General features: G+C 61.8%; 25 protein-coding genes. 10 read left to right on the forward strand and 15 right to left on the reverse strand.

What is annotated here, in order from left to right:
* Positions 1–40 precede the first annotated feature (40 nt).
* Entirely contained in the window at positions 41–2,140 is a 2,100-nt protein-coding gene (locus tag V3C85_RS09140; protein ID WP_331794779.1) for a sensor histidine kinase, read from the forward strand.
* A 95-nt stretch (positions 2,141–2,235) separates the two neighbouring features.
* Here V3C85_RS09140 and V3C85_RS09145 read toward each other — a convergent pair whose 3' ends face one another.
* The 6 genes from V3C85_RS09145 to V3C85_RS09170 form a co-directional block, all read right to left on the reverse strand.
* The gene (locus tag V3C85_RS09145; RefSeq protein WP_331794780.1) at positions 2,236–3,576 is read right to left on the reverse strand and encodes a branched-chain amino acid ABC transporter permease; all 1,341 of its coding nucleotides are present in this window, start codon (positions 3,574–3,576) and stop codon (positions 2,236–2,238) included.
* The gene (locus V3C85_RS09150; RefSeq protein ID WP_331794781.1) at positions 3,573–4,583 is read right to left on the reverse strand and encodes a branched-chain amino acid ABC transporter permease; all 1,011 of its coding nucleotides are present in this window, start codon (positions 4,581–4,583) and stop codon (positions 3,573–3,575) included. Before V3C85_RS09150 ends, V3C85_RS09145 begins: the two co-directional genes overlap by 4 nt.
* 6 nt (positions 4,584–4,589) lie before the next feature.
* Positions 4,590–5,054, reverse strand: coding sequence for a hypothetical protein (locus V3C85_RS09155; protein WP_331794782.1), 465 nt, complete (start codon positions 5,052–5,054; stop codon positions 4,590–4,592).
* Positions 5,051–5,761: an ABC transporter ATP-binding protein gene (locus V3C85_RS09160; RefSeq protein ID WP_331794783.1), complete on the reverse strand. Its 711-nt coding sequence runs from the start codon at positions 5,759–5,761 to the stop codon at positions 5,051–5,053. Before V3C85_RS09160 ends, V3C85_RS09155 begins: the two co-directional genes overlap by 4 nt.
* Entirely contained in the window at positions 5,754–6,545 is a 792-nt protein-coding gene (locus tag V3C85_RS09165) for an ABC transporter ATP-binding protein (RefSeq protein WP_331794784.1), read from the reverse strand. The genes V3C85_RS09160 and V3C85_RS09165 overlap by 8 nt, the downstream gene beginning before the upstream one ends.
* Before the next feature lie 130 nt (positions 6,546–6,675).
* A complete protein-coding gene (locus V3C85_RS09170; RefSeq protein WP_331794785.1) occupies positions 6,676–7,857 on the reverse strand; it encodes an ABC transporter substrate-binding protein in 1,182 nt (393 codons plus the stop codon).
* A 217-nt stretch (positions 7,858–8,074) separates the two neighbouring features.
* Between V3C85_RS09170 and V3C85_RS09175 the strand changes: the two genes are divergently transcribed.
* Entirely contained in the window at positions 8,075–9,184 is a 1,110-nt protein-coding gene (locus tag V3C85_RS09175; RefSeq protein ID WP_331794786.1) for a PQQ-dependent sugar dehydrogenase, read from the forward strand.
* Positions 9,185–9,187: 3 nt separating this feature from the next.
* Here the strand turns inward: V3C85_RS09175 and V3C85_RS09180 are convergent, their stop codons facing one another.
* From V3C85_RS09180 to V3C85_RS09190, 3 genes are all read right to left on the reverse strand, one after another.
* Entirely contained in the window at positions 9,188–9,931 is a 744-nt protein-coding gene (locus tag V3C85_RS09180; protein ID WP_331794787.1) for a M15 family metallopeptidase, read from the reverse strand.
* Positions 9,928–11,235 carry a caspase family protein gene (locus V3C85_RS09185; protein ID WP_331794788.1) on the reverse strand — a complete coding sequence of 436 codons (1,308 nt, stop codon included), beginning with the start codon at positions 11,233–11,235 and terminating at the stop codon, positions 9,928–9,930. Before V3C85_RS09185 ends, V3C85_RS09180 begins: the two co-directional genes overlap by 4 nt.
* A gap of 62 nt (positions 11,236–11,297) precedes the next feature.
* Positions 11,298–12,317 carry a GlxA family transcriptional regulator gene (locus V3C85_RS09190; protein ID WP_331794789.1) on the reverse strand — a complete coding sequence of 340 codons (1,020 nt, stop codon included), beginning with the start codon at positions 12,315–12,317 and terminating at the stop codon, positions 11,298–11,300.
* A gap of 164 nt (positions 12,318–12,481) precedes the next feature.
* Between V3C85_RS09190 and V3C85_RS09195 the strand changes: the two genes are divergently transcribed.
* Entirely contained in the window at positions 12,482–13,852 is a 1,371-nt protein-coding gene (locus tag V3C85_RS09195; protein WP_331795267.1) for a class II 3-deoxy-7-phosphoheptulonate synthase, read from the forward strand.
* A 46-nt stretch (positions 13,853–13,898) separates the two neighbouring features.
* On the opposite strand, the gene V3C85_RS09200 is transcribed toward V3C85_RS09195, so the two are convergent.
* Both V3C85_RS09200 and V3C85_RS09205 read right to left on the reverse strand, forming a co-directional pair.
* Positions 13,899–14,732: a DUF6544 family protein gene (locus V3C85_RS09200; protein WP_331794790.1), complete on the reverse strand. Its 834-nt coding sequence runs from the start codon at positions 14,730–14,732 to the stop codon at positions 13,899–13,901.
* A 65-nt stretch (positions 14,733–14,797) separates the two neighbouring features.
* Positions 14,798–15,469 carry a PAS domain-containing protein gene (locus V3C85_RS09205; RefSeq protein ID WP_331794791.1) on the reverse strand — a complete coding sequence of 224 codons (672 nt, stop codon included), beginning with the start codon at positions 15,467–15,469 and terminating at the stop codon, positions 14,798–14,800.
* A 222-nt stretch (positions 15,470–15,691) separates the two neighbouring features.
* Between V3C85_RS09205 and V3C85_RS09210 the strand changes: the two genes are divergently transcribed.
* The 3 genes from V3C85_RS09210 to V3C85_RS09220 are packed head-to-tail and all read left to right on the forward strand — an operon-like array spanning position 15,692 to position 17,748.
* Positions 15,692–16,585 carry a YicC/YloC family endoribonuclease gene (locus V3C85_RS09210; RefSeq protein ID WP_331794792.1) on the forward strand — a complete coding sequence of 298 codons (894 nt, stop codon included), beginning with the start codon at positions 15,692–15,694 and terminating at the stop codon, positions 16,583–16,585.
* A gap of 6 nt (positions 16,586–16,591) precedes the next feature.
* Positions 16,592–17,230 (forward strand): guanylate kinase, encoded by a 639-nt coding sequence (gene gmk, locus V3C85_RS09215; protein WP_331794793.1) that lies wholly within the window; start codon positions 16,592–16,594, stop codon positions 17,228–17,230.
* Entirely contained in the window at positions 17,227–17,748 is a 522-nt protein-coding gene (locus V3C85_RS09220; protein WP_331794794.1) for a gamma carbonic anhydrase family protein, read from the forward strand. Before gmk ends, V3C85_RS09220 begins: the two co-directional genes overlap by 4 nt.
* Here V3C85_RS09220 and V3C85_RS09225 read toward each other — a convergent pair.
* Positions 17,738–18,028, reverse strand: a complete 291-nt coding sequence (locus tag V3C85_RS09225) for a hypothetical protein (RefSeq protein WP_331794795.1) — start codon at positions 18,026–18,028, stop codon at positions 17,738–17,740. The two genes, V3C85_RS09220 and V3C85_RS09225, sit on opposite strands and share 11 nt — an antisense overlap.
* 263 nt (positions 18,029–18,291) lie before the next feature.
* On the opposite strand from V3C85_RS09225, the gene V3C85_RS09230 reads away from it, so the two are divergent.
* Entirely contained in the window at positions 18,292–19,314 is a 1,023-nt protein-coding gene (locus V3C85_RS09230) for an ATP-binding protein (RefSeq protein ID WP_331794796.1), read from the forward strand.
* Here V3C85_RS09230 and V3C85_RS09235 read toward each other — a convergent pair.
* Positions 19,311–20,258: a nucleoside hydrolase gene (locus tag V3C85_RS09235; protein WP_331794797.1), complete on the reverse strand. Its 948-nt coding sequence runs from the start codon at positions 20,256–20,258 to the stop codon at positions 19,311–19,313. The genes V3C85_RS09230 and V3C85_RS09235 overlap by 4 nt on opposite strands.
* A 124-nt stretch (positions 20,259–20,382) precedes the next feature.
* Between V3C85_RS09235 and V3C85_RS09240 the strand changes: the two genes are divergently transcribed.
* On the forward strand, positions 20,383–21,459 hold the full coding sequence (locus tag V3C85_RS09240; RefSeq protein WP_331794798.1) for a WD40/YVTN/BNR-like repeat-containing protein: 1,077 nt from the start codon (positions 20,383–20,385) through the stop codon (positions 21,457–21,459).
* A 59-nt stretch (positions 21,460–21,518) separates the two neighbouring features.
* On the opposite strand, the gene V3C85_RS09245 is transcribed toward V3C85_RS09240, so the two are convergent.
* Entirely contained in the window at positions 21,519–22,526 is a 1,008-nt protein-coding gene (locus tag V3C85_RS09245; RefSeq protein WP_445942002.1) for a Fe(3+) ABC transporter substrate-binding protein, read from the reverse strand.
* 81 nt (positions 22,527–22,607) lie between these two features.
* Positions 22,608–23,444 carry a nucleoside triphosphate pyrophosphohydrolase gene (mazG, locus tag V3C85_RS09250; RefSeq protein ID WP_331794799.1) on the reverse strand — a complete coding sequence of 279 codons (837 nt, stop codon included), beginning with the start codon at positions 23,442–23,444 and terminating at the stop codon, positions 22,608–22,610.
* A 55-nt stretch (positions 23,445–23,499) separates the two neighbouring features.
* Here mazG and V3C85_RS09255 point away from each other — a divergent pair, with 55 nt between their 5' ends.
* Together V3C85_RS09255 and V3C85_RS09260 are read left to right on the forward strand one after the other, a co-directional pair.
* Positions 23,500–24,666, forward strand: coding sequence for a M20 aminoacylase family protein (locus V3C85_RS09255; RefSeq protein ID WP_331794800.1), 1,167 nt, complete (start codon positions 23,500–23,502; stop codon positions 24,664–24,666).
* A gap of 146 nt (positions 24,667–24,812) precedes the next feature.
* Complete coding sequence (locus V3C85_RS09260; RefSeq protein ID WP_331794801.1) at positions 24,813–26,219, forward strand: aminotransferase; 1,407 nt, start codon at positions 24,813–24,815, stop codon at positions 26,217–26,219.
* The last annotated feature ends 60 nt before the right edge of the window (positions 26,220–26,279 follow it).

A 26,279-nucleotide genomic window follows, 5' to 3' on the forward strand; every position in this document is an offset into this window, starting at 1 on the left:
TCGGTATTCCTGTTAGTTACAGGAAGTAGTTCAGACGCGGGTGCCCCTTTTGCCTTATTTCGACAAATCCCTTGATGGCCATCGGCCACGCCCGCTGAAGCAGTGGCTGTGGAAATCCTATTTCAGCGCGGCGCTTGTGCCGCTGCTGCTGATCGAGGTGGGCTTTCTGGCGATTTATTGGGGCACCAGCGAATTGGTGTTCAAAAAGGGTGCCGAGGCGGTGACGGGCCTTGCGACCCAGGCGTTGACCGATGCCACCCAAAGAGAGGCCGAAACGATCTCGGCCCGGCTGCAAGCTGTTGCGTCGCTGACCGATGTTTTTGCCTCTGAAACGCAGCGGGCCTTGGCAAGCCCGGCCGATGTTGGCCCAGAGGTGATGGATCGCTATGCCATGTCTGCCGATGGGGTGTTTCACACGACGCGAGATGATGGCGGTGCTGCCCTGTATTACAGCGGCATTGTTCCGGTGGGCGAGGCCGAGATCGAAAAGGTTCGACGCACCGAACGTCTGGACCCGATCATGGCGGCCATCGTCAAGGCCGAGCCGTTGGTTCAGCAGGTGTATCTGAACACCTTTGACAGTATGAACCGGATCTATCCCTATTTCGACGTGATGCAGACCTATCCGCCGAAAATGGATATTCCGACGTATAATTTCTACTATGAGGCCGACCCAGAACACAACCCCGAGGGCAAGGTTGTCTGGACAGATGCCTATATCGATCCGGCCGGGGCAGGGTGGATGGTGTCTTCCATTGCGCCGGTGATGGGGCCTGAAAAGCTTGAAGCCGTGGTGGGCATTGATGTCACCATTGGCGCCATCGTCACCGAGGTTTTGAATATCGCACTAGAGGGCGATGGCTATGCGATGCTGGTTGGCCGCGATGGCACGCTGTTGGCGCTGCCACCGCAGGCCGAGGGGGATCTGGGCCTGACCGAGCTGATCGAACACAGCTATGAACATGCCATTCTGGAAGACACGTTCAAGCCAAGTGAATTCAACCTGTTCCGGCGCGCCGATCTAAGCGCGCTGGCCTTGGCGATGGAGGCCGAGGCGACGGGGGGGATCGGGGTGGATCTGGGGCGGCCCATGATTGCGTCATGGTCCACGGTTGCGGGCACCGATTGGCATCTGATCGCTTTGGCCAGCCAATCCAGCCTGCTGGCCGAAACCTACAGCCTGCGGACAACCTTGTGGAATATTAACCAGATCATGCTGGTGGGGCTGGTGATCTTTTACCTGGGTTTCTTTGCCGTGCTGCGGCGGCGGTCAAACGCCATGAGCGAGGTGATGGCCCGCCCGCTTGCCGATCTGGAAGAACGCATGATGCGCATTGCCGGCGGCGAGACGGCCTTGCCCTTGCAACGATCAGACGTGACAGAGGTGCAGCGCGCCAATGATCACCTGATGGAGATGGCGGCCCAACTGGATGCCGCCGCCCGCAGCAAGGCTGCATTTCTGTCGGCGGTCAGCCATGAGTTGCGCACCCCCCTGAATGCCATCTTTGGCCACAGCCAGTTGCTGCGCCTGTCGGCGGGCAAGCCGCTGGATGGCGACCGGATGCGCCATGTCGATGGCATGGCCAAGGCCGGTCGCGATCTGCTGGGCATTGTCGAGCAGGTGATGGATATGAGTGCGATCGAGCGGGGGCAGGTGTCCGACAAGATGCGCGACGTTCCACTGGCGCCGCTGCTGGCCGAAGCGGTTGAAGATCAGCGCCCCGAGGCGTTGAAAACCAATGTAACCATCAAGGCGGATCTGCCGGATCAGCCCCTGTCGGTCTGGACAGACCCCAGCCTGCTGTCACGCATCGTGGGCCATATTCTGGGCAATGCGGTGCGCTATAACCGCCCCGACGGCAGTGTCAGCATCTCGGTGCGGCAAGCCCATGCCGACTGGCTGGAACTGGTGATTGCGGATACGGGTTATGGCATTTCAGCCGATGTGCAGGACCGCCTGTTTGATCCGTTTGATCGGCTGGGGCGTGAAAACGGTGTGATTTCGGGCATAGGCTTGGGGCTGACCATCAGCCAACGCCTTGCCGCGGTTTTGGGATGCACCCTGACCTTTACGTCAGAGGAAGATCGCGGATCGGTCTTCGTGCTGCGCATTCCAAAGTCGAAAGCCAGCCTGGCGTAACCGCCCAGAGGGTTCGCGTCATACATAGGAAACGCGGCCTTGCAGGGAACTGCAAGGCCGCTTTTTTCCATCGGTCAGATCTGCCTGCGTGGGCCCTATTTTTCGGGCATCAGCCCCTTGGGGGAAAACCGCAGCACCAGCAGCAGAACCATACCCATCGTCAACAGCCGCATATGGGCCGCACTGTCCAACAGATGCGACTTCAGCCAGCCCTCGGCCATCGGCGCAGTGATCGTGTTCATCAGCCACAGGCCCATCGGCTCGACCATGACCCACAGCCACCAGATCAAAAAGCCCCCAAGGACCGAGCCCCAGTTGTTGCCAGACCCGCCCACGATCACCATCACCCAGATCAGAAAGGTAAAGCGCAGCGGGTTATAGGTGCCGGGTGTCAACTGGCTGTCCAGCGTTGTCATCATGGCCCCGGCCATGCCGATCACGGCCGACCCCAGAATGAAGATCTGCAAATGGCGCCGGGTCACGTCTTTCCCCATCGCCTCGGCCGCCACTTCATTGTCGCGAATGGCGCGCATCATGCGGCCCCAGGGGCTGTTCAGCGCCGCCTGCGACAGCCAGACCACGGCCAGCAGCACCACGGTGAACAGCGCGCAATAGATCAGCTTGACGATGATCGACGACGCCGTCGCCGGGTCAAAGCCCCAGTTGGCCGCCCATTGCACAAAGCCCGCCTGTTGCTGCAATTCCACCTCATAGGGCACGACCAACGGGCGCGGCAGCGAGATCACGTTCTTGACCCCGCGGCCCAGCCAGTCTTCGTTTTTCAGCACTGCGATGATGATTTCGGCAATGCCCAGCGTGGCAATGGCCAGATAATCCGACCGCAGGCCAAGGGCTGTCTTGCCAATGGCCCAGGCCACCGCCGCCGCCAGCACCCCGCCCGCAGGCCAGGCCAGCAACACCGGCAGGCCCAGGCCGCCCAGATTGCCCGCCGTGGCCGGATTGTTCGCCTCGACCGCCTGAACCGCCGGGTCAAACACGGCGCGGAACAGAAAGAACCCCACGATCAGCACCGCCGCAGTGCCCAGATTGCGGGCGCGGCCCTTGGGCAGACGGCGATAGGCAAAGATCGCGGCGGCAATGGTCATGGCCCCCAGGATCAGCCCCATCACGATGCCAACCCCGCCCAAGGCCCAGGCCCCAGGCACAGGAGACGAGGACACCAAGACCACCGCCAGCCCGCCAAGTGCGGTAAAGCCCATGGTGCCGGTCGAGAACAGACCGGCATAACCCCATTGCATGTTCACACCCAAAGCCATGATCGCCGAGATCAACGACATGTTCAGAATGGCCAGTGTCAGGTTCCAGCTTTGGAAGATGCCTGTCAGAACGAAAAGAGCCGCAACAGCCACGAACAGCATCACATTCTTGGTGGGGCTGTTGGCCGTGGTCTGGGCTGTCATCTGTGCGCTGCTCATACCGATTTCCCCTTGAACAGACCCGTCGGCATGAACAGAAGCACGATGATCAGAATCGCGAAGCTGACGGCGAATTTATAGTCGGTGGACATAAGTTGCAGCAGGCCTTCGGGTGCTGCATCGGCGGGCAACAGATAGGTCACCACCTTTTTCCAGGCATAGGTCACCATCACTTCGGAAAAGGCGATGACAAAGCCCCCGGCAATGGCCCCCAACGGGTTGCCAAGCCCGCCCACGATGGCGGCGGCAAAGATCGGCAACAGCAACTGAAAATAGGTGAAGGCCTTGAACGACTTGTCCAGCCCATACAGCGTGCCCGCCGTGGTGGCCAAGGCCGCCGCGATGATCCATGTCACGGCCACGACGCGGTCGGGGTTGATGCCCGACAGCAGCGCCAGATCTTCGTTATCGGCAAAGGCCCGCATGGATTTGCCCGTCCGCGTCTTTTGCAAGAACCAGAACAAGGCCGCCACAGCGATGATCGCCACGCCCACGGTCACCCCTTGGGTCGCCTTGATCGCCAGCCCCTCTTGCAGGCCGGTCATGGTTTTGAACTCGCCCGCCGTGATGATGAACCGGGCGCCATCGGCAAAGTTGATGTCCTGCACCCCGATGATAAAGCGCGTGACGCCATTCATGATGAACATCACGCCCAGCGAGACGATCACCAGAATGACCGGCGGCGCCTTGACCCTGCGGTAATAGCGATACACTGCCTTGTCTGTGCCCAACAACAGTGCCGCTGTCACCGCGATGCCAAAGGGCAGCGCCAACAGGGCGGTTGGCAAGGGGCCAAAGCTGATGCCCATCGACTGGAACCACCAGGTGAACAGGATCACCGCCATGGTGCCAAAGGCCATCGTATCGCCATGGGCAAAGTTGGAAAACCGCAGTATGCCGTAAATCAGGGTGGCCCCCAAGGCCCCCAACGCCAGTTGGGCCCCATAGGCAAGGCCGGGCACGAAGACAAAGTTCAGAAAGGCCACCAGGGCGTTCAGAATATCCATCTGGGATCAGCCTCCACAGCTTCCGGTATAGGTGATGTCACTGACGGGGCCAAAGGCATCGACCCCGGGGGCACGTTCGCGTTTCACATACTTGGCGCCATCGGTGCCAAAGATGCGCAACTGCCCCCCGGCGGCATCCACCCACAGATCTTGCGGTGTGGCGGCCCGGTGGGCAAAACACAGCGTCTCGGTCCCCGGTCGCGGCCGCAGCGCGGTGCCCCGCGTCAGTGTGGCGCAATGGGGAAAGGCGTCGGACCCGGCATGGTCGAACTGCAGCGTGATCCGGGCCTGCATGTCATCGGGCCCCGCACCCACGCGCGTCAGATCGCAGGCAAAGGGCAGGTCTTCGGGGCCATGGCCCGCAGGCCGGGCAGTTGGGCCAAAATCAAGGCTGTTGACCACCACCATCACCGCGGCCACCACCAGAAAGGCCGCCGCATGAAGAACGAAACGCCGTGCATCGTCCTTCATCCCCCAAGAAAGCTGCGGCGAACTTCGGGATCGGCCAACAGCGCCTTTCCGGTATCGGTAAAGCGGTTCGCCCCCTGCACCAGAACATAGCCGCGATCCGCGATTTCCAGCGCCTGGCGGGCGTTCTGCTCGACCATCAGAATGGAAATGCCGGTGCGCGCCACTTCGATGATGCGGTCGAACAATTCATCCATCACGATGGGTGACACACCTGCCGTGGGTTCATCCAGCATCAGCACCGAAGGCTTGGTCATCAGCGCCCGTCCGACAGCAACCTGCTGTCGCTGCCCGCCCGACAATTCGCCCGCTGCCTGATGCCGCTTGTCGCGCAGGATCGGGAACAGGTGATAGACCTGCTCCATCGTCTCGCGAATGTCGTCGCGGCGCAGAAAGGCCCCCATCTCAAGGTTTTCCTCGACGCTCATCGAAGTGAAAATGTTGTGGGTTTGCGGCACAAAGGCCATGCCCTTTGCCACGCGCGCTTGCGGCGACAGGGCGGTGATATCCTCGCCCTGCAACCGCACCGCCCCCTTGCGCACGTTCAGCATGCCGAACACAGCCTTCATCGCCGTTGATTTGCCGGCGCCATTCGGCCCGACGATCACGGCAATCTGGCCCTTGTCCACGGCGATGGTGCAATCGTGCAGAATGTCGGCGCCGCCATAGCCCCCGGTCATGGCATCCCCGATCAGAAACGGCTCAGCCATGGGCGTGCTCCTCTTTCATCTTGTTCTTCAACCCGGTGCCCAGATAGGCCTCGATCACCCGTTCGTCGTTCTTGACCTCGTCCACCGTGCCCTCGGCCAGAACCTTGCCCTCGGCCATGCAGATCACCGGGTTGCACAAGCGGGCGATGAAATCCATGTCATGCTCGATCACACAGAAGGTATAGCCGCGTTCTTCGTTCAGCCGCACGATGGCATCGCCGATGGTGTTCAGCAGCGTGCGGTTCACCCCGGCGCCCACCTCGTCCAGAAACACGATCTTGGCATCCACCATCATCGTCCGGCCCAGTTCCAGCAGCTTTTTCTGCCCACCCGAGATCTGGCTGGCCTTCTGGTCGGCCAGATGATCGACGGTCAGGAATTTCAGCACGTCATGCGCCTTGTCGCGCAGGCGTTCTTCTTCTGCCTTGATGGCCGAGCGGCTGAACCAGGCGTTCCACAGCGTTTCGCCCGACTGGTTGGCCGGAACCATCATCAGATTTTCAAGGCAGGTCATCGAGCCGAATTCATGCGCGATCTGAAACGTGCGCAGCAGGCCCTTGTGAAACAATTGATGCGGGGGCAGGCCGGTGATGTCTTCGCCATCCATCCGCACTGTGCCGCTGGTGGGCGGCAGGCGGCCTGCGATGACGTTGAACAATGTGGTCTTTCCAGCCCCATTCGGCCCGATCAACCCCGTGATCGATCCGGTGGCAATCCTCAATGAGGCGCCATCAACGGCATGAAATCCGCCGAAATGACGGTGGAGGTCAATCACCTCGATCATCCAAGCTTCCCCTGTTTGCGCGGGCCATATGGGTCGGATGGGTTTTCCCATCTCGGGCGGCGCGGCTTATGGTTAGAATTGCGGCCCGGGTCAATGGCCCGGGCCGCAAAATCAGCCGATCATCAGCATATCAGCGGAATTTGACGGTGACGACTTCGCCATCCTTGAATTGCACTTCACGGTAGTTGCCGGCGCTTTCGCCCGCGCCGATCAGTTCGACAGCCGTGGCGCCGACATAGTCGATGTCCTGGCCTGCGGCGATCAACTCCAGCGCCTTGCCCAGCTCACCCGGCAAAATCGGCTCGCCCGGTGCGTTGGCCAGATCCATCACCTTGGTGGACCAGTCTTTCGACTCGGTCGAACCCGCGGCTGCCATCGCAAGCGCGATCAGCGCGGCGGCGTCATAGCTTTCGGACGAGAAGGCCGAGGTGCCATCATAGCCCGCCGCTGTCGCCATGCCCTGATACATCTCGGCCCCAGCCGAGTCGGTGCCCGGATACTGGCCGAACGAGGTGTTCAGGCCCGCGCCCAAATCGGTCGCGATCTGCTGGCCTACCATGCCGTCGGGCAGCACAAAGGTTTCAAACGCGCCCGAGTCGAGCGAGGCCTGAATGATGCCCTTGCCGCCTTGGTCGGTATAGCCGGCCACAACAAGGATTTCACCGCCAGCCGAGGCCAGCGAGGCGACTTCGGCCGAATAATCGCCCTTGCCGTCTTCATGCGGGACGCTGATCGTGACGGTGCCACCGGCGGCTTCGAACGCTTGCTGGAAGCTGTCGGCCAGACCCTTGCCATAGTCATTGTTGGTGTAGGTCAGCGCAACGCTGGTAAAGCCGCGTTCCTTGATGATGTCGGTCATGACTACGCCCTGACGCGCATCCGACGGGGCGGTGCGGAAGAACAGGCCGTCATCATCGGCGGTCGACAGCGCAGGCGAGGTGGCCGAGGGCGAAATCATGCCCACGCCATTCGGACGCGCCACGTTTTGCAAGATCGCCCCGGTCACGCCCGAGCAATCGGCCCCCATGATCGCCTTGATGCCTTCGGCGGTCACCAGACGTTCGGCGGCGGCAGTTGCGGCGGCAGCGTCAACACAGGTCGAGTCCGCGCGCACCGACACCAGCGTGCCAAGGCTGAACTTGCCCGAAGCGTTCACTTCGCTCATCGCCATTTCAGCTCCGGCGGCCATGTTCGGCGTGATCGATTCCAGCGGGCCGGTAAAGCCAAGGATCACACCGATCTTGATATCTTCAGCCGAAGCAGCCCCGGCAAAAAGCGCGGTCGCAGCCGAGGCGAGCAGAAGTTTTTTCATTTTTGTCTCCCTTATTGGATCATTGTCCTGGTCAGACCGTAGTGGGCGGTTTTGAAAACGACAAGCACCTTCCTGCATTGCCTTAAGGGCACCGCGCGCTTGGCGCGGGCTTTGTGCGGCCTTGGGCCATGACACAGGATAAAACCGGTGTGAGCAGGCTGCCATTTGCCCTTGGGTGTCCTACATCAATCGCAATGATCAACCGAGAGAGGTGCAGATGACCCCCCGGATCCTTGTGCAAACCGCCGCGATGGCGATGCTTTCCCTGCCAGCCCAGGCCCAGACTCAGGTGGAAACCCAAGCCGGGCCAATGGTGATTTCCCCAGTCATCACCGGGCTGGACGAACCCTGGGCCCTTGGCTTTTTGCCCGATGGCGACGTTCTGGTCACCGAGCGCGATGGCCGTTTGCTGCTTTCGCGGGATGGGGCGATTGCCCCGATCTCTGGGGTGCCAGAGGTTTTCGCACAAGGCCAAGGCGGGTTGCTGGATGTGATGATCCCGCGCGATTTTTCCCAAAGCCGTGAGGTCTGGCTAAGTTTCGCAGCCCCTGTGCCGGGCGGTGCGGCAACGGCTGTGGGAAAGGGGCGGTTGTCTGAGGATGGCCGCAAGCTGGAAGGGTTCCAGACACTGTATGTCGGGGAAGGGCGCTCGGGCGGGCGGCACTTTGGATCGCGCCTTGTGGAACATGCAGATGGCACCGTTTTCCTGACAACGGGCGACCGCGGCACGGGGCCGGGCGGGATGCAGTCACAAGACCCGGCCTTGGTTGAGGGCAAGGTCATTCACCTGAACCGCGACGGCACCCCCGCCACGCAGGTTGATGGATGGCGGCCCGGTGTCTATTCGCTTGGCCACCGCAATGCCCAAGGGGCTGATCTGGGGGCGGATGGGGCGCTTTGGCTGGTTGAACATGGCGCGCAGGGCGGGGATGAACTGAACCGCGTGACCGAAGGGCGCAACTATGGGTGGCCGGTCATCAGCTACGGGGAAAACTATGGCGGCGGCAAGATCGGCGAGGGGACAAGCGGCCCCGGCATGGAACAGCCGATGCATTACTGGGATCCCTCGATCGCGCCATCGGGGATGGTCGTCTATTCGGGCAAACTGGTGCCAGATTGGCAAGGCGACATCTTTTTTGGCAGCCTGAACAGCGACTTTCTTGGCCGTCTTGACCCGGATCAACCCGGCCCCACCGGCTTTGCCGAAGAACGGATTTCGGCCCCCGAGACTGGGCGCGTGCGCGATGTGGTTGAGGCCCCCGATGGTGCGATCTGGTTTGCATCGGTCTATGATGGCACGATCTATCGGCTGGCCCCGGCGCAGTGATACCTAGTTCACCGGGAAATCCTGCCTGTCGCGGGCAGGATCGGCGCTGTTGCGAAAGTGCCACCACTCGGCTGCATAGCCCGTAAAGCCCTGTGCCTGCATGGCGCGCGTCAGGATGCGGCGGTTCTTGCGGGCCTCGGGCGTGACATCGGCCGCAACGGCAGACAGGGGGGAAAAGCAATCAAAGCCTGTGCCCAGATCAAGCCCGGTTTCCGCATAGCGCTGGTCAAAGGCGGCGGTGCAGGCAGTGGCATCGGCCCAATCCGGGCGGGCCGGGGGCTGATCGGCGCGGCGCAGCCCCACATCCACGGTATGACCTACCGAATGACCCGATTGGCGGGCGATATAGCCCAAGGGGATCAGATCACCGCGCGCCAGATCGGGGAAAAAGGTCTGCTGGCTGGGCGGCCCCCCCGGCGGCGCGGGCGATTGCGCCGCCCAATCGGCGAAGACCAGCACCGACCGGATCGGGCGATAGCAATCAAACACCACCAGCCCATAACCCTGCTGTGCCAACTGCGTCTCGACCCGGATCAACGCGCGGGCCGTTGTTTCGGTCAGAATACAGCTTTCGCGATCATAACCGGGCACGGGCGCGCCGGTGAAATTGAAGGCGCGGGCATAGCGGATGTCTTGGGCAATATGGGGCGCAAGATCTGCAAGCCGCACAAAGCCGGACGGCAAATCTGTTGCCAGGGCCGGGGCCGCCGCGACGCAAAGGGCCAGCAAAACCGCCGCGCGGATCATTCGCGTTCCAGCCCGCCGATCGAAACCCAGCCCTGCCGGTTGCCCCATGTGGTCAAGCAAACATCCTTGGTGCCGCCGCCGGCATCGGGTTTGCGGCAATCCTGCACCAGCAATCCGCCGGTGCCTTCGGGGATCTGGAACAAGATCGGATAGCCCGTTCCGGGGCCAGAGCGGGCGTTCATATGCCCTTCGGACACGCCGCGCTTGACCCGCCATGTCTGCACGGCTGGCGCGGGTTTGGCGGGCTGGGCCGGCGCTGCGATGCCCGCCCCACCCGGCGCGACCCCGATCCCGATGCCCGCACCGCCCCCGCCGCGGGCAATGTCGATGGCCTGTGCGCGTTCGCGCGCCGCGGTGGCAAAAACCGCGCAGTCCTGATGGGTTTGCGAAAAAGACCGCAGGACAGCCGGATCATCCAGCCCGGCCACAGCCTGCCAATCCCGCGCGGCGGCGTCACAGGGGTCGGGCGCGGCCATCACCGGGGCTGCTGGCGCACGGCCCTCTAGCGCGGTGGCCCCGCGTGTGGCATTGGCGTTCAGCACGAAATCCCCGGTCAATTCATCATAATAGGCCGAGCGCTGTTTGTGGTTCACGCTTTGCGCCGTCGCCTCGACCTCGGCCTTCAGCGCGCGGGCGATCTGCTGCAGGGGCAGGCCGGGCGCTGTCAACAGCGGCAGCAGCGCACGGGTAAAGACCGAATTGGGGTTGGCATCTGCCGCCCCCAGCCCATCAAGCGCCGATTGGCCCGTGCCCGCCGAAAACAGGATGAACGCCCCTTCGGGCGCGCTGATCGGGGCCAGCCCCCGCGCGCCCCCGGCGGACCGGGTGCCCTGCCGGGGAAAGGGGTTGTCGCGGCAGGCATCAAGGATCAGCACCGTCACCCGCGCCCCACGCGATTGCAAGGTGAACAGCACATCATCCACCGCCACGCTTTCCGCCGTGACAAAGGCCTCATCCCCCGGATGGGCGGCTGGCGCATCGGTGGGCAGCAGATAGTTGCGCCCCGACACCTCTACCCCATGCCCGGCGTAGTAGAACAAGACCTCATCGCCCGGCGTGATCGCATTGGCCAGATCTGACAGCGCCCGCGTCATGCCGCGGCGGTCTGCATCTTGCAAAAGGGTGGTGGCAAAGCCCAATTGTTCCAGAGTTGCGGCAATCGCGCGGGCATCGTTCCCTGCCTTTTGCAAAGAGGGCAGATTTTCATAGCGGTCATTGCCGACCACCAACCCCAGCCGGGTTTGCGCCTGTGCAGCACAGGCAAGGCTGACGCACAGCATGGCCCAAAGCAAAAGCCGTTTCACCGCAACACACCCCCGTTTTGCCCAAGGTTTGCACGGCAAAGCGGCTTTGGGCAAGCGCGGTGTCAGATCGACAGGCGCGTCGCAGGCCCAAGGGCCGGGCCTTGGGTGCCGCGTTCACGGTAGGGGGTGGTGTTGTAATGCGACCGATAGCATTTCGAGAAATGCGAGGGCGAGGCAAAGCCACAGGCAAGCGCCACGTTGATCACACTCATATCGGTTTGCATCAGCAGGTTGCGGGCCTTTTGCAGGCGCAGTTCCATGTAATACCGCTTGGGGCTGCGGTTCAGATAGCGGCGGAACAGCCGTTCCAGCTGGCGCGTGCTCATCCCCACCTGATCGGCCAGATCGGCAGGCGACAGCGGGTCTTCGATATTGGCCTCCATCATCTGGATCACCTGGCTTAGCTTGGGGTGGCGCACCCCGATGCGGGTAGGGATCGACAGGCGCTGTGTATCCTGATCGGTGCGGATCGTGGAATAGATCAGCAGATCGGCCACGTTATTGGCCAGATCGCTGCCGTGATCGGCGGCGATGATCTTCAGGATCAGGTCAATCGACGATGTGCCGCCCGCCGTGGTCAGGCGGTTGCCATCCATGACAAAGACCGATTTCGTCAGCTTGACATGCTCGAATTCCTCAAGGAACCCGTCCTGGTTTTCCCAGTGGATCGTCGCCTTCTTGCCATCCAGCAGGCCAGCACGGGCCAAGGCATAGGCCCCGGTGCACATCCCGCCGATGATATTGCCGCGCCGGGCTTCGCGCCGCAGCCAGTTCAGCACAGGTTTGGTCGTGGCTTTCTGAACCTCGATGCCACCGCAGACCAGGATCACGTCTTCGCGGTCCACTTCCTCTAGCCCCATGTCCAGCTTGAAGGTGGCCCCATTCGAGCAGGTGGCCTCGCGCCCGTTCTCGCCCGCTAGCTTCCATGTATAAAGCGGCTTTCCCGCCACATAATTGGCCAGCCGCAAAGGCTCGATCGCGCAGGAAAACGACAGCATGGTAAAGTTGTCGAGCAGCACAAAAATGAACTGCCTGCTGCCAGCAGTTGCTGTGGATCGGGCGCGGGTGGGCGAGGCTGACATCTTGCGACCTGTTCGTGTCGGTATTACGACAGTCAGACAGCATTCGGCGCTGAACCGCAAGAGCCCGTGACGCAAGAGTGACAGCATTCGCCCTTTGCATTCCGCTGCCCACGACAGTATATGCGCCGCTAACGCTAACGACACTGAAGACCCGGAGGATGGCCATGACCAAGGGCTGGACGAAATCGGACTGGCGCGCAAAGCCGCGGATCCAGATGCCCGATTACCCTGACGCTGCCGCGCTGCACGCTGTCGAGGCGCAGCTTGCGAAGTATCCGCCGCTGGTCTTCGCCGGTGAGGCCCGCAAGCTGAAAAAGCAACTCGCCGCTGCGGCCGAAGGCAAGGCCTTCTTGTTGCAGGGCGGCGATTGCGCCGAAAGTTTTGCCGAATTTTCCGCTGACAACATTCGCGACACCTTTCGCGTCATGCTGCAAATGGCGGTGGTGCTGACCTATGGGGCCAAGGTGCCGGTCATCAAGGTGGGTCGCATGGCTGGCCAGTTTGCCAAGCCGCGCAGCGCCCCGACCGAGGTGATCAACGGTGTCGAGCTGCCCAGCTACAAGGGCGACATCATCAATGGCTTTGATCCGACGCCGGAATCGCGCATCCCCGATCCGAACCGGATGCTGCAGGCCTATACGCAGGCGGCGGCCAGCCTGAACCTGCTGCGCGCCTTCTCGACCGGGGGGTTTGCCGATATTCACCGCGTGCACAGCTGGACCCTTGGCTTTGCCGAGCATGACAAGGCCGAGCGCTATCGTGAACTGTCAAACCGTATCGCCGATGCACTTGATTTCATGACGGCGGCCGGGGTGAATTCCGATACCGCCCATACCCTGCATGCGGTGGATTTCTACACCAGCCACGAAGCCTTGCTGCTGGAATATGAAGAAGCCCTGTGCCGCGTCGATTCCATCTCGGGCAAGCCGGTGGCGGGTTCTGGCCATATGATCTGGATCGGCGACCGCACCCGTCAGCCCGATGGCGCACATGTCGAATTCTGCCGGGGCGTGCTGAACCCGATTGGCCTGAAATGCGGCCCGTCAACCACTACCGAAGACCTCAAGGTGCTGATGGCCAAGCTGAACCCGGAAAACGAGCCGGGTCGCCTGACGCTGATCGCGCGGTTCGGTGCGGGCAAGGTGGGCGAGCATTTGCCGCGCCTGATCAAGACGGTGCAGGCCGAGGGCGCCAATGTTGTCTGGTCGTGCGATCCGATGCATGGCAACACGATCAAGGCGCAATCGGGCTATAAAACCCGACCGTTCGACAGCGTGTTGCGCGAAGTGCGCGAGTTCTTTGCCATCCACAAGGCCGAGGGCACCATTCCGGGCGGTGTTCATTTTGAAATGACGGGCCAGGACGTGACCGAATGCACCGGCGGTTTGCGCGCTGTGTCGGATGAAAATCTGGCCGATCGCTATCACACCGCCTGTGACCCGCGCCTGAACGCAAGCCAGTCGCTGGAACTGGCCTTCCTTGTGGCGGAAGAATTGCTAAGCCTGCGCGACGAAGGCAAGCGCATCGCCCTGTAAGGCGCTGTCAGTGACGATCGGGCGGGCCCTTCACGGCCCGCCCTTTTCATTTGGCGAAACGAATGGCGCTGACGCGGGCCTTGAAAAAGGCAAACCAGTCAGCGGTGCCAAAGAGATTGCCTGCCTGCACGTCAAAGGGCAGCCGAAAGCCGCCAACCGGGCGGTGATCGCCAAATACCGCGCCAAAGGACTGAATCTGCCAGCGTTTCTCGGGGTTGGCGTTCGACCATCGCGGCATCACCATCGACAGCGGCCTGCCATCTGCGGCAAGGGTCAGATCAACCGATTGGCAAAGCTTGCCTTGGGTCACTGTCAGCCGCGCGGTATCGGGGCCCGCGCTTTCCCAGTGAATGCCGGGGCCGGGCAGCACGGCGGCGGGTGTCCAGAACACCGCTTCGGCCACCAGACGGGCAAAGGCCGAGCGGAGATGATCCTCTGACCCGCCGCTGCGCGCGACAGGCAGCACGCCAAACAGGCGAAACCGTGTCCATGACCCTTTGGCCCCAAAGCCGTCAGACCCACCGATGGGGCCGGCCTGCATTGCCCAGATGAATCCGTAAGGCAGGGCAAGGATTTGCCGGGCTTTCATCGGTTGCTCTTTGGGGGTGGCTTGGTCGCCAAGGGCAAAGGTGCCGGTCATGTCAATTTCGGCCACCGTCCACAGCGGCGCGCCGGGAAGGATCGCATAACCCAGATAGCGTCGGGCAGGTTCGGGCAGGTCTGCGATCATGCCCGGATCAAAAGGCTGCGGTGTTTCAGCTTGCCGCCGCGCCAGCCATTGCCACGTCACACGGTCCACCCGTTGATCATAGAGGCGCAGCAAGACCAGCCCGACCACAGCGGCAAACCCAGCAGCCAGCAAAACAACGATCAGCGTCATCGCACCCCCCCGCCCGAACCTGTTGCCAGTTTATCGTGGCCGGGCGGGCACAGCCTTGCGCAAGATCAAGGGGCCGAATGCACCAGCCGCAAATAGGGATGTGGGGCTGGGTGCGTTGCGGGTTGTGCTGGCACAGGTGCCAAGGCCCCAGTCGGCACCACAAGATCATCTGGCTGATCATCTGGCACTGCAATCCGGGTGACATCGGTGGTGTCGATCATGAAACGGCGTGGTTGCCGGGCGATGGTGCCCGCCACCTCAAGACAACCCAAGGCCATGGTGCTGCCCCCGTTCTGCCCAAGGCCAAGGCCAGACGCCCCCCGCAGGGGCAAGGCAATCATACGCGCCTTCAAAGCCTCGCGCCCCATACTTGCGGGCGAGCGTAAAGTGAGGCTGAGGCAGGCGGGGCCGTGAAACATGCGCTCTAGCGCCATTTGCAATTGCAAGCGCGCCTCGGCCAGAAACATCGCTGACAGGGGCATGCCGCACAGATCCATCCCCATAAGATCGTGAAACACCATGCCCGCGATGCGCACCTGCGCAAGGCCCGTGCCGATGCGTTCGATCAGAAAGGTGTGGTCCAGCGCGCCTGCGATGCCACGCGGATCAATCTGTTGGCGGTGCGGCAATTGCCCGTCCTGACGCAACGCCTCCCAATAGGCGCGCACCTCGGCGATCTTGCCCTGATCGTGCCATGCGCGGTTCTGCCCCAAGCCGTTGAAATACCGAATGACCATCACCACACCTTTTCGCTGGCGCCAAGATCGGGCGCCGTCCCCTTTGGTTGCTTGCACCAGCCAAGCCATGGTATTCGCGCAGCAGCTTGCGCCAAGGCTGATCTGACTGGTTAACATCGCGTTCAGAATGATTACCGTTGGGTTAAGCTACATCATCTGCGCGGCGGTTTGGTGGAAAACTGAACAAATGGTAAATGCCGGTTCGGCAAGGGAGAGCAGCGCATGACGGTTTCGATGACAGGCTTTGCCGCGCGAAAAGGGCAGGGGGCGGGTTACAGCTGGGCGTGGGATGTGCGATCGGTCAATGGCAAAGGGCTGGATCTGCGGCTGCGGGTGCCCGACTGGATTGATGGGCTAGAGGCCCTTTTGCGGGCCGAGATGCAAAAGGCGCTTGGCCGGGGCAATGTATCGCTGTCGCTGAAGGTGGCCCGCGACGAAACCGGCGAGGGCGGCTTGCGCGTCAACATGGCGGTGCTGCCCACAGTTCTGACGGCGCTGCAAGAGATCGAGGCCGCAGCCATGGCTTCGGGTGTTACCTTGGGCCAGGCCACGGCGGCCGATTTGCTGTCTTTGCGCGGGGTGCTGGAAACCAGCAGCCAAAGCGACGACACCACCGCCTTGCGCGCTGCGTTGATGCAGGATTTTGCCCCGCTGATGGCCGACTTTGCCACCATGCGCGCCGCCGAAGGTGCGGCGCTGAAGGGGGTGATTGCGGGCCAGCTTGACCAGATCGCCAGCTTGACGGCCGATGCCAAGGCACAGGCCGGGGCACGGCGCGAGGAGGCGCGCGCCAGTCTGGCCGAGGCTTTGGCGCGTGTTATGGACAGCATTGACAGCGTTGATGAAACCCGGCTGACGCAGGAACTGGCGCTGATTGCGGTCAAAAATGACGTCACCGAAGAGCTGGATCGTTTGGGGGCCCATGTCGATGCCGCACGGCTGTTGCTGGGTGAGCCGGGGCCCGTGGGGCGCAAATTCGATTTTCTGATGCAAGAGTTCATGCGCGAGGCCAATACGCTGTGCTCCAAGGCGCAGTCGCTGGCCCTGACGCGGATCGGGCTTGACCTTAAGACCGTGATCGACCAATTGCGCGAACAAGTTCAAAACGTGGAATAACCTGATATGGCGGATCGGCGCGGGCTTCTTCTTATCTTGTCCTCTCCTTCGGGGGCGGGAAAATCGACGCTGGCCAAGCGGTTGATGGCATGGGATCCGACGGTGCGCTTTTCGGTCAGCGCCACCACCCGCGCGCCGCGCCCCGGTGAAGAGGACGGGCGCGAGTATTACTTCAAGTCGCGCGCCGAATTTGAAACCATGGTGGCGACGGGCGAGATGCTGGAACATGCCGAGGTCTTTGGCAATTTCTACGGCAGCCCGCGCGGCCCGGTGGAAACGGCGATGCGCGACGGGCGCGATACGCTGTTTGACATAGACTGGCAGGGCGGCCAGCAGATCCGCAATTCGGCCCTGGGGCGTGATGTGGTGTCGATCTTCATTCTGCCGCCGTCGATCGCCGCGCTGGAAAGCCGCCTGCGCAGCCGCGCGCAAGACAGTGACGAGGTGATCGCCGGGCGTATGGCGAAAAGCCGCGATGAGATCAGCCACTGGGCGGAATATGATTATGTGTTGATCAACGATGATCTGGACACGACCTTTGGCAATCTGCTGACCATTCTGCAAAGCGAACGGATGCGCCGCGACCGCCAGCCGCAGCTTAGCGATTTCGTGCGCGGCCTGAATAAGGAGTTCGAAACCAGATGATCTATGCGCTGGATGGAACAGAGCCACAGATCGACCCAAGCGCTTGGGTTGCCCCTGATGCCAATCTGATCGGCAAGGTGGTGCTGATGGCCGAAAGCTCGGTCTGGTTTGGCACCACGATCCGCGGGGATAACGAAGAAATTCGGGTAGGCCAAGGTTCAAATGTGCAGGAAAACTGCGTGTTTCACACCGATATCGGCTATCCGCTGACGATCGGGGCGAATTGCACCATCGGCCACAAGGTCATGCTGCATGGCTGCACCATTGGTGACGGCAGCCTGATCGGCATGGGGGCCATCATTCTGAACGGGGCGACAATCGGCAAGGGATGCCTGATCGGTGCCGGGGCGCTGATCACCGAGGGCAAGGATATTGCGGATGGCAGTCTGGTGATGGGCAGCCCGGGCAAGATCATCCGCAGCCTTGATGCCGAAGCGCAGGCCCGCCTTTTGAAATCGGCCGAAGGCTATCGCGCCAATGCCCGGCGGTTTCGGGCGGGGCTTGTCGTCAAGGCGTGATCAGGCTGATGGTCAGTGTCGAGGCCATGGCTTGCAGCTCACGCTCGACCATGGCGACATTGGGCAGCGCCGGGGCCACCACCAGCAAGCGGCCCGTGAACCCTGCTGCCACCAAGGATTCGGCGATCTGCATGGCGTCAAAGCTGGCGCTGAACAGGGGGCAGCCGATCAGCATGATAGACTGCGCAGAGAGCGTGGCCACGCTCAGCTCCTCTGCCAGCAATTCGACCACCGGATATTGGCCCGCCAATTCCCGTGCCAGTTGTGCGGGCAAGCCCACGGAAACAAAGACGGCCCCATCAGGCGCAGGGGCCAGTTCTGCGGCCGACGGGGCCGCGCTTAAAGGGAATTTTACAACCAAAGTCTGTCCTTAACGGCTGTATTTGGAATTCTTGGTGGTTAAACATTCACAGCGATGTACAAAAACCTTGGTACAGTTTTTCATTAGCTGGGATTGTGTCAAGTTCAACCCTGTCTATTTGGTGCGACGGAAAAAACTATGAAAACGCGGGGGCGGGCAACCCGGCGGGGTGGGGCAGGCGGATGCAGCAGACGTTCTTGAGTATTTTGTCGGGCATCCCCTTGCCCGCCCTGATCATTGGCATGGATGATCGCATGCTGGCGATGAATGCCGGGGCCGAAGCGTTGCTGGGTGGGGCGGCCAAAGGGCGCCATCACGCCCTTAGCCTGCGCCAGCCCGAAATTCAGGCCACGATCGCCGCCGCGATCAGCCAAGGCAAGCCGGGGGTGGCCCGGCATGTGATCACAGGCCCGGGGCCGGATGTCGTATACCGCGTGACGGTGACGCCCTTGGCGGAAGGCCTTGGTGTCTTGTGCGTTTTCGAGGATCTGACCGCAGAAGAGCAGATGGGGCAGATGCGGCGCGAATTCGTCGCCAATGTCAGTCACGAATTGCGTTCTCCGCTGACGGCGCTGCTGGGGTTTATCGAAACCCTTCGGGGTGCGGCCAAGGATGATCCCGTGGCGCGCGACCGCTTTCTGGCGGTGATGGAACGCGAGGCCGGACGCATGAACCGCCTGATCCATGATCTGCTGCATCTCAGCCGGGTCGAGGCCGAAGAGCGGGTGCGCCCGACGCAGCGTGTCAACCTGCTGGATCTGTTGCGCAGCACCGTCGTGACCCTGCGCCCGCTGAGTGAAGCGGCCAAGGTCGCGGTGACAATCGAGGGAGAGGACACACCGCATGTTCTGCCCGGCGATCCTGATCAGTTGGTGCAGGTGTTTCAGAACCTGATCGAGAATGCGATCAAATATGGTGGCGCAGGGGGGGCGGTGACGATCCGGCTGTCGCTTGCGCAACTGCCAAAGGCGGCTGCCCTGCGGGTTGATGTGATCGACCGGGGCGAAGGCATTGATCCGGTTCACATTCCCCGCCTGACCGAGCGGTTCTACCGCGTCGATGGTCATCGGTCGCGCGAAAAAGGGGGCACCGGCCTTGGGCTGGCCATCGTCAAGCATATCGTGCAGCGCCATCGCGGGCGGCTGGCGATTGCCAGCGCACCCGGCCAAGGCAGCAGCTTTTCGGTGATCTTGCCGCTGGATTAAAGTCGCCCGATCCGGTCGGTCAGCAGGGCAAAGAACCGGTCGGCATCCACGTCTTTGATAAACAGCGCATTGGCCGGGCGGTTCGTCACCCCCCACCAATCGGCCACGGTCATGCCCATGGTCAGTTCCGATTGCGTTTCGATCTCGACATTCACATGCCGGCCCTGAAACAGCGACGGATCAATCAGATAGGCGATCACGCAGGGGTCATGCAGGGGGGCGCCTTCGCTGCCATATTTCTGCATGTCAAAGCGTTCAAAGAAATCGGTCCATTCTGCAACCATCCGCCCCGGCTCGGTGCCAAGGGCGCGAAATGCTTCTATCCGCTGGCGGTTGGTCAGCACCTTATGGGTCACATCCAGCGGCATCACCACAATCGACACGCCAGATTTGAACACGATATCAGCAGCTTGTGGATCGACATAAATGTTGAATTCGGCCGCGGGCGTGACATTTCCCACCTCAAAATAGGCGCCGCCCATCAGCACGATCTGCTGAATGCGCGGGATGATATCGGGTGCCTGCTGCATGGCCCGGGCGATATTGGTCAGCGGCCCCAAGGGGCACAATGTCACGCTATGCGCAGGTTCGCGGCGCAGGGTTTCGATGATGAAGTCCACGCCATGCTGATCTTGCAGGGGCATGACGGGATCGGCCAGTTGCGGGCCATCAAGCCCGGTCTTGCCATGCACATATTCTGCCGTGACCAAGGGGCGTTGCAAGGGCGCGTCGCTGCCGGCAAAGACCCGCGTTTCGGGCTTGCCCGCCAATTCGCAGACGATGCGCGCATTGCGCTGAGTCAGCGGCAGCGGCACATTGCCCGCCACCGCGACAACCCCCAGAACGTCAATGTCTTCGGGGCTGGCCAGGGCCAGCAGAATGGCGACGGCATCATCTTGGCCGGGGTCGGTGTCGATGATGATCTTGCGGGGGTGTTTGGTCATGGCGATCTCCTGTTGCGGCAAAGGGAACCGTCAATGGAAAGATTTGTCCAGATGGCCGGAAAAGTTTCTGCATCAGATGACGGCACTGGTGGTAGACTGGCGGTGTAAGCGAGCGGGGGGCGCTATGCCGATGACTGTCGATTTGCTGGTGGGCTCGACCAAGGGGCTGTTCATCCGGAGGGACAAAGGCAACCGATCTGGCTGGGAGGTTGAGGGGCCGCTGTGCGATGGGATGCCCATCAATCATGCCTCTGCCGATCCAACCACCGGGCAGATCTGGGCCGCAGGTGGCGGCGGCTGGTATCCTGCGGGTGTCTGGCGATACGATGGTGACCATTGGGCCTTTTCGGCAGATGGTTTTGACCAGGGCGTGCAGTCGGTCTGGTCTGTGATCAGGGATGGGCAGCGTTTGCTGGCAGGCACCAAGCCTGCAGCCCTGTATGAAAGCAAGGATAACGGGGTGACATGGCAGCTGTTGCCAGCCTTGAACCAGATCCCCGGCGCGCAACACTGGATGCCCGGTGCCGCCGGGCTGACGCTGCACACCATTCTTTGCGATGGCAGCGGCGGTCTTTGGGTTGGCATCTCGGCGGCTGGCGTGTTTTTCAGCCCCGATGGCGGGGCAAGCTGGCAGGCGCGCAACCGGCGCGGCAATCGGCCAGGCCCTGCCGGGGCCTTGCCCCGCGATTTTGGGGACGGGGTAGAGGTGCGTGCCGAAGATGAAATCTTTTCCTGCGTGCACAACATGACTTTTGGGGCCGCACCCGGCCTGATCTACATGCAAAATCATCAGGGCGTCTATCGCAGCCGCGATGGGGGCCAGATCTGGGAAGAGATCACCGCTGGCCTTCCTTCGACCTTTGGCTTTCCCATTGGCGCGCATCCGCGCAACGCCGATGTGATCTGGACCTTTCCGCTGAACGGAGACAGCGAGGGGCGCTATCCCGAGGGCGCTGCGGCAGCGGTCTGGCGATCGCAGGACGGCGGTGAGGCCTGGGCCGCGATGCGCAGCGGCTTGCCGCAAAAGGCATGTTTCTTCACCGTCTTGCGCCAAGCCATGTCGGTGGATCGCGCAACACCCGCAGGCGTTTATTTCGGCACCAATTCGGGCAGTGTTTTTGCCAGCACCGATGAGGGGGCAACCTGGGACGAGGCGGCACGGCATCTTCCCACAATTCTCTGCGTCGAGGTGATGCAGTAAAAAAGCATCCCCCGGCGCATGCTCGGGGGATGCTGATATTTTCATTCCGTTACTGAAACTTAGCCGTCGAAGTTCACTTCTTCGATCAACTTCACGGCCGCCGGGCGCAGGTCGGCGATTTCGGTCAGCGGGATCGAGTCTGCGGTGAACTCACCCCAGCTTGCCACCAGCTCTGATTTTGCGACACCGGGCTTCACAGGGAATTCGTTGTTGGTTTCGGCATAGATGCGCTGTGCCTCGTCGCTGGACAGCCATTCCATGAAGGCCAAGGCGTTTTCCTTGTTCGGGGCGGCCTTGGTCATCGCCACGCCCGAGACGTTGACATGTGCGCCATCGCCTTCAAAGGTCGGGAAGATGATGCGGACAGACTCGGCGTCGGCGCGCTGCTCGGGGTCGGCCAGCATCTGGCCGATGTAATAGGTGTTGCCGATGCCGATATCGCACTGGCCCGCGGCGATTGCCTTGACCTGATCACGGTCGCCGCCTTCGGGCTTGCGCGCCAGATTGGCTTTCACGCCTTCCAGCCAGGTCTTGGTCGCCTCTTCGCCGTGATGGGCGATCATGGCCGACACAAGGGCCACGTTATAGTCATTCAGCCCCGAACGGATGCAAATGCGGCCTTTCCACTTGTCGCTGACCAGATCTTCATAGGTGGTCACTTCGCCGTCGGCCACGCGGTCCTTGCTGGCATAGACGATGCGGGCGCGGGTGGTCAGGCCGAACCATTGATCATTGGCATCGCGCATGGCTTCGGGAATATTCGCCTCGAGCACATCGGATTGAACGGGTTGAATGACGCCCGCATCGACGATCTGTTTCAGCCGGGCCACATCGACCGTCAGCACCAGATCAGCGGCCGAGCGGCTGCCTTCGGCGGTCAGGCGTTCGGCCATGCCCTTATCAACAAAGGCCACATTCACCTTGATGCCGGTTTCGGCGGTAAAGGCATCAACCAGAGGCTGGATCAGTTCGGGCTGGCGATGGGAATAGACATTCACCTCTTGCGCGACGGCAGGCAGGGCCACCGAGGTCAGGGCAAGGGCGAGAAGGCTGTGGCGCAGATGCATGACTGAGTCCTTTAGTCAGAATTCATGCCGCCGTTAAACCCGAGTCTTTTTGTCTGGTCAATACCTGACTGTGTTTGTCGGTTATTTTTTGCGCTTCTCTTCCGCCTTGGCCCGGTTCCACAACGCATCCATTTCGGCCAAATCCGATTGATCGGGCCGCTTGCCCGCCTCGGCCAGCCAGTCCTCGATCCGCTGAAAGCGGCGGGTGAATTTGCTGTTGGCTGCGCGCAGGGCAGCTTCGGGGTCAACCTTCAGATGCCGCGCCAGATTGGCCATGACGAACAGCAGGTCGCCGAACTCCTCGGCCACCTCGGCTTCGGTCAGGTGATCGCGGGCCTCGACCAGTTCGGCGGCTTCTTCAGCGATCTTGGCCACCACCTCATCAGTGGAGGGCCAGTCAAACCCCACCCGTGCCGCCCGCTTTTGCAACTTGACCGCACGGGTCAGGGCCGGCAGGCCAAGGGCCACCCCATCCAGCACCCGCGCCGGGCCACGCTCTCGCGCTTTTTGCGCCTCCCAGTCGGCGGTTTGCTGTTCGGGGCTTTTCTGATTGCTCTCGTCGCCAAAGACATGCGGGTGGCGGACCAGCATCTTGTCGGAAATGGTGCGGATCACATCATCCAGATCAAACAGCCCGGCTTCATCGGCCATTTGCGCATGATAGACAGACTGGAACAGCAGGTCGCCCAATTCGCCCTGCAAGTCATCCCAGGCCTGACGCTCGATGGCATCGGCCACCTCATGCGCCTCTTCGATCGTATAGGGGGCAATGGTCGCAAAGTCTTGCTGCACATCCCAGGGGCAGCCGTCTTGCGGATCGCGCAAACGCGCCATGATCTCGCGCAGGCGGGGCAGGCCGCCGTCGGGATCATTCACCAACCGGTCGCTCTGGGGGCGGGGCAGAGGGGCAGGGGCCATTGCGGTTCCTTCCGTTTTCAGATTTGATCAAAGACATCAGCCAAAGGAGAGACCTATGCCCGTCCTGAACCGTATCGCCTCTTATGCAGAGGAAATGAAGGGCTGGCGTCGGCATCTTCACGCAAACCCCGAGCTGGAGTTTGACTGCCACCAGACCGCGGCCTTTATCGTCGCGCGGTTGCAAGAAATGGGCGTGGATGAGATCCATCCGGGCATTGCCACATCAGGCGTGGTGGCCATCATCAACGGGCAGGGCACGGGGCCGACCATCGGCATCCGCGCCGATATGGATGCGCTGCCGATCGAGGAATTGACGGGGGCCGAGTATAAATCGACCGTGCCGGGCAAGATGCATGCCTGCGGCCATGACGGCCATGTGACAATGGCCCTGGGGGCGGCGAAATATCTGGCCGAGACGCGCAATTTCAGCGGCAAGGTGGCGTTCCTGTTCCAACCCGCCGAGGAAGAGGGCGGTGGCGGCAATGTGATGGTGCAAGAAGGCGTGATGGACCGGTTTGGCATCGCGCAGGTCTATGGCATCCACAATGCACCCAACATCCCCTTGGGCCATTTCCAGACAACGCCCGGCCCGCTGATGGCCAGTGTTGATACCGCTTGGGTCAAGATCACCGGCAAGGGCGGCCATGGGGCCACCCCGCATGATTGCATTGATCCGGTCGTGGCCGTGGTGGGTATGGTCGGGGCCATCCAGACGATCATCCCGCGCAATGTCTATGCCATGGACGAGGCGGTGATTTCCGTCACCCAGATTCATAGCGGCACGGCCAGCAACATCATCCCCGAAGAGGCCACCTTTTGCGCCACGATCCGGTCGTTCAAGCCCGAGGTGCGTGAACTGCTGAAGCGCCGCTTTCACGAAATCGTCGCAGGCCATGCCGCAGCCTATAATGTAACCGCCGAGATCGACTATGATTGGGGTTATCCGGCCACGGTGAACCACCCCGAGCAGGCCGATTTCGCCGCCGAGGTGGCGCGCGAAGTGTCGGGCGAGGCGGCGGTGAATGCGCGCGCGGGGCGCGAAATGGGGTCAGAAGATTTCTCTTACATGCTTGAGGCCCGGCCCGGCGCCTATCTGTTCATGGGCATCGGTCCGGGGGCGGGCCTGCACCATCCGGCCTATGATTTCAACGATGATGCAGCCCCCATCGGTGCCAGCTTTTTCGCCCGTTTGGTCGAACGCGCGCAGCCACTGGCGGGCTGATTCGGCTGGGCAAGGGTGGGCGGGGCCGGATGATGGGCCAAATCAACCTTTGCCCACCATATCTGGTTGGGTCGCAACCTATGGTGCTGGCCAGAATTTGATCAAAATGCTATCCTGCACCGGTGTGAAACCAACCGGAGCACGGCATGACCACTGCAACCGCCACCCCCCTGACCACTTCTGACGCCATCTGGGAAATGGATCGCAGGCACATTCTGCATCCATGGACGCAATTCGGCCCCTTTGAACGCGATGGGTCGCTGGTCTTTGATCGGGGGCAGGGGTGTTGGCTGTGGGATACGGCGGGCAAACGCTATTTCGATGCGGTTGGCGGTATGTGGTGCACCAATATCGGCCTTGGCCGGGCCGAGATGGCGCAGGCCATTGCCGATCAGGCGCAACGGTTGGCCTTTTCCAACACCTTTGTCGATGCCTCAAACGTGCCCTCTGCCCAGCTTGCGGCCAAGTTGGCCAGCCTTGCGCCGGGTGATCTGAACCGCGTGCATTTCACCACCTGCGGGTCCACGGCGGTCGATTCCGCCTTTCGCATGGTGCAGTTCTATCACCGCGCCAAGGGCAATCTTGACAAGGTGCAGATCATTGCCCGCGACATGAGTTATCACGGATCAACCTACATCGGCCAATCCCTTGGCCGCCGCCCCGGCGACCGTGTGCCCGAGTTCTTGTATAAGGAAGCCGGCATTCACCACCTGACGCCGCCCAACCCCTACCGTGCCCCGGATGGCATGGACGAGGCCGCCTTTACCGACTTTCTGGTGGCCGAGTTTCAGGCAAAGATCGATGATCTGGGCGCAGATCGGGTCGGGGCCTTTATTGCCGAACCGATTCAGGCCTCGGGCGGGGTGATCGTTCCGCCCAGGGAGTATCTGCGCCGGATCTGGCAGATCTGCCAGCAGCACGACATTCTGTTCATCGCCGATGAGGTGGTGACAGCTTTTGGCCGCCTTGGCCATTGGTTCGCCTCGGATGCCGAATATGGGGTGACGCCTGACATCATCACCTGCGCCAAGGGCCTGACATCGGGCTATCTGCCGCTTGGGGCGGTGATCTTTTCGGATCGGGTGTGGCAGGCCATGGCGTCGGAAGGCGATCGTTGGTTCACCTCGGGCTTTACCTATTCAGGCCATCCGGTATCTTGTGCTGCGGCGTTGAAAAACCTTGAAATCATTGAACGCGAGGCGCTGCTTGGCAATGCCGCCGAGGTGGGCGACTATTTCCTTGATCGGCTGATGGCGCTGCAAGATCTGCCGCTGATCGGGCAGGTGCGGGGGCGGCGTCTGATGGTTTGCGTGGAAAGCGTGGCGTCAAAAGACACCAAAGAGCCTTTGCCCGAAGCCGCGAACGAGGCCAAGCGCATCGCCGATGCCTGCGAGGCCATGGGGCTGATGGTGCGGCCGATGGGGCACCTGAATGTGATGTCGCCGCCCCTGATCATGACGCGCGATGACGCCGATTTCGTGGCAGAAACCCTGCACAAGGCGATCTGTCAGGTGACCGACCAGCTGACGAAAGAAGGCTGGCGCATCGGCTGACGCGCCCTGACTCACCCCGATCTTTCGCCAGTTTTTCGCCAGTCTCTCCGGGCCTTGACA

Origin of the sequence: Pseudotabrizicola sp. L79, assembly GCF_036553525.1 — a bacterium.
Classification (GTDB): Bacteria; Pseudomonadota; Alphaproteobacteria; order Rhodobacterales; family Rhodobacteraceae; genus Pseudotabrizicola.